A 2,008-nucleotide genomic window follows, 5' to 3' on the forward strand; every position below is an offset into this window, starting at 1 on the left:
AGTGCTGGGGGATTTCTTATTTTGTCAAGATACGGATTATTACTTACTTACAAAAGTTATGCAATCACATAAAGTTTTTGCATAACTTTTTCACAACACTATTTTTACATATTTTGTGTTATATAAGTTTCCAAATTATTTATTGTTCCTTCTACTTCCGCGATATTTTTTCTCAAAAATCGATGCAGGTCTTGATTGATTTCCACATCTTTTTCTTTAATTCGAATTAGCTTTTCACCAAATTTAATATGCCCTAATTTGTTTCGATAAACATTTATTTTATCAATATAATACCTTTTAAAGTCGGAAGGACAAAGGCTATCAGGTAAATTATAGTTTGAAAACAATATAGGAAGTACAGCTTGTATAATATCGAGTCTATCTGCCACACTTAGTAAATACTCCACATTGTTTGCATATGTGAATACATTATCTTTTGTTTTTGCTGTCTCTACCTGCTTTGTTGCCCAAGACTTTTTACTATTTAATAAGGCAATAGTTGTCTCTGTTAATGAATCTCTTTGCTCGTCATTAAATTTTTGCCAGCAAATATTTAATATCTCCTTTATACGCAATTCAAAATTACTTGTATTATCAAGAACAAATCCTCTTAAATTTACGACATCTTCGGAACGCTTTACAATTTTGCTAATAAGTTTTTCTGCCTTTTCCGTGAAGATTGTATAATCACGTTTTGTCAGGTATACACCGTCAATTGAAGGCATTCTTTTGGATAAAGCTGATAACATATTCTGTTCTTCTGAAGAATAGAATAAAATATCCGTCAAAATATCATTCTCACGAATAGCTGATACTATAGTATCTCCTGTTTTTCCTGCTGCCAGTTTGTAATCCATTAGAATTAAATCATAGTCATTTCCAGTTAATTCAATAACATCAAACTCATCACCATCTTTTCTGGAAATGTCTGGAATCAGATAATGATTTTTTAAAATTGCTTCTATTCGTATTCGTTCCATACGAAACCATGAAACTTCATCTTCAAACCACAAAATTTTAAATGCCGTATTCATTTTTTTAATTTCACCACCAATCTGAAACCGTCTTTATATGTGGTATCGATTGCTACTGTCCCTTTCATTTCTTCTACTAGTTGTTTGATATGATACAGGCCTATGCCAAACCCTTTTTTACTAATGTTGTTAGATACGCCCCATTCAAAAAGCATATCAATATCAATATCGTTATCTAGACCTATCCCATTATCTGTAAATGCAATTTCAACATACTTCTGCATATCTTCTAATGATATATACAGTTTTGTTGCCCCTGCTTTTAAGGAATTACTTGAAATGTTATCTAAAATAATCCCTATAGATGATGCATCAAATTTGCAATTAAATGCCTTATCATCAGAAGTCAATATATATTCAATACCCTTAATAGCTAAGTTTGCATCAATATACTGACGAATAAAATCATATATACTGTTTGAACCATCTTGTTTCAAGGTTTGATTACCATGAATAGCCAAATCAGCAAGTTTGTGCGCCTTTTCATTTGCCTGATATATCTCGCTTATTACCATTAAAATTGCTTCACTGGCGGATTTTCCTTTTGATAATTCTTCACGTAAAAAATTAATATTTCCTTTAATCGCATCCGTCAATGTATAAACTGCGTGGAATCCTCCAATTAGGTTTGTAACATTTTGATTAGCTGCACCTGATAGAAAATATACTTGTTTTTTCCGTACTTCACTTTCTTGACGTACCTGTTTTAATTCCTTTTCTTTTGCAGCATTATCTTCCTCCAATTTGATATTATCCGATAAAATTGCTTCGGTTCTTTTTTTTACAGTTTGAGCTAACTTTAACAATCCTGTATCTTGCGTTTTTTCGGCTATAGATTCTAATTTCTTTAATGATGATGTAATGCTATCTGGTTCTTTGTGATTATTCTTGCGCGATGAAATCGCGCTTCCGGAAATCTGGAAATCAGATAACCGGAAGACGGAAATCATCTCTTGCGAGTTTACTCGCGTAGG

At 32.0% G+C, this 2,008-nt stretch carries 2 protein-coding genes; both read right to left on the bottom strand.

Annotated features, from left to right (window positions below):
- Nucleotides 1-104: 104 nt before the first annotated feature.
- Nucleotides 105-1,034, bottom strand: a complete 930-nt coding sequence (locus tag G614_RS0123880) for a hypothetical protein (protein ID WP_027643877.1) — start codon at nt 1,032-1,034, stop codon at nt 105-107.
- The coding region (locus G614_RS0123885; protein WP_207637864.1) for a sensor histidine kinase at nt 1,031-2,008 on the bottom strand (978 nt) is incomplete at its 5' end. The genes G614_RS0123885 and G614_RS0123880, both read right to left, overlap by 4 nt.

Origin of the sequence: [Clostridium] clostridioforme AGR2157 (genome assembly GCF_000424325.1) — a bacterium.
Taxonomy (GTDB): Bacteria; Bacillota; Clostridia; order Lachnospirales; family Lachnospiraceae; genus Enterocloster; species Enterocloster clostridioformis_A.